Raw genomic sequence first — 1,790 nt, forward strand, 5'->3', positions numbered from 1 at the left:
TCCCCGGCGCTTCTCGTGGTTCCTTTAGTTCTTTGTGCGCGGGCGTTCCCACTCCCCCCCCCACGAATCGTGAGGGGCTACTTCCTCACCCACACCTGGTTCGGGGCGCCGTTGCAGTGCCAGAGGTCGACGGCGGTGCCGTTGCCGGTCCCGGCGCCGGCGGCGTCGAGGCACAGCGTGGGCGCGGCGGCGGATGTGATGGTGCCGTCCGCGTTCGCGTTCCAGCGCTGAACGGCGGCGCCGGTGCAGTTCGCGATCACGGCCCGATCGCCGGCGGCCGCGGTCGTGCCGTCCGTGCCGGCCTGAAGGCAGAGGTTCCCGTAGATCGTGAGCTGCCCGTCGGCGGTCAGGTTCCAGGTCTGGTTGCCTCCGCCGTTGCAGTCCCAGAGGTCGAGCGCCGTACCCGGTGTGGTGCTGAAGCCCGGGACGTCGACGCAGCGGCCGGAGGTCTGACCGACAAGTGACTGGCCGGGAGGGGCGGCGGGGAGGTCGTTGACGGGTTCCTGGTCGCCGTAGCCGTAGCCCCACTTCAGCTGCGCCACTCCCGAGGCGCTGTTGTCGGTGAGGGTGCCGTCGGGCTGCAGGGACTCGATCGAGTACGAGTCGCCGGCCCGCAGGCCCGGCCAGTAGACGATGCCCATCCGGTGCTGCCGCGCGAAGTCGGTCACCGCCGCGAGGTACGAGGTGTACACGTTCCCGTCGTGCGCTCCGTAGTTGAGGCCGATGGTCATGGGCGAGCCGGCCTCGTCGATGATCGTGCGGCCGGTGTACGCGCCGATCCTGGCAGCGAGGTCGGCGGTCCAGTCGGCCTCGGTGGTGTGGTTCGCCCAGTAGCCGTAGAAGTGCAGCGACAGGAGGGTGCCCTTGAGCTGCGGCGCGTCCCCGACCCCGACCACGTTGTCGTTGTAGCCCGTGCCGCTGATGACGACGCGATTGCGCGGGACCTGCTGGTGGTCGGTCAGCCACTGCGAGGTGACGGCGACCCACTGGTCGAGCGTGTAGCCGTGTGGTTCGTTCATCGGCTCGAAGTACACGTTAGGGGTGTGCTGGAACTCGCCGACGACGGTGTCCCACATCGCCTTCCAGGCGGGGACGTCGTCGATCAGGCCGTCCTTGCTGGTGTCGGACTCCCAGTAGCTGAGGATGACCTTGTCGCCGCGTGCGGCGGCGTCGTCGATCGTGGCGCGGTAGGAGTTCCACCACGCCGTGCCGACGCTGGCCGGATTGATCGGGAGGCGCACGGTGTTGGCGCCGAGGTTCTGCTCGAACCCGCCGAGGATGCGCTGCGAGGCGGAGAGCACCTGGTCGTAGCTGTCGGAGCTGCTGAGCCCGGTCGGGACGACCGCGTCGCTCGCGTAGTTGTCCCGCGGGTCGGCCCAGTTCACGCCCTTGAACTCCGAGGTGCCCGGCCCCTTCGACGGCTGCGGCTGGGTGGCGAGCGCGGGGGCGGCGACGCCGATCCCGGTCAGTGCGAGTGCGCCGGCCAGCGTGAGGGCGACCAAGCCTTTCCGAGTGGTTCTCTGCAATGTTGACGTCAACATCCTGCTGCGCATCTGATCCTCTTCGATCTGTTCTGTGATGGATTCCGTCGGGTTGGTCGGCAGTCGACCCCGGTGGCGACGATGTTGCCGCACTCGCGGGAATCCGTCAAGTGACCGGTCCCATTGTGTTACCTGCACCGCTGGGCATTCGTGGCGAAAGTCGACTCTCGGCGCGGGAGAGTAGACAATCGGGACGAATAGCGATAGGCGATTTATGAGAAAAACCACAGACGAGTAGTGATTTACCAG

At 67.5% G+C, this 1,790-nt stretch carries 1 protein-coding gene; it reads right to left on the reverse strand.

Annotated elements, in window-relative coordinates; translation table 11 throughout:
• Positions 1–77: 77 nt before the first annotated feature.
• A complete protein-coding gene (locus tag ACFRFH_RS09120) occupies positions 78–1,502 on the reverse strand; it encodes a ricin-type beta-trefoil lectin domain protein (protein ID WP_382462658.1) in 1,425 nt (474 codons plus the stop codon).
• Positions 1,503–1,790 lie beyond the last annotated feature (288 nt).

The organism is Leifsonia sp. NPDC056824 (genome assembly GCF_042789575.1).
In the GTDB taxonomy this organism is placed as follows: Bacteria; Actinomycetota; Actinomycetes; order Actinomycetales; family Microbacteriaceae; genus Leifsonia.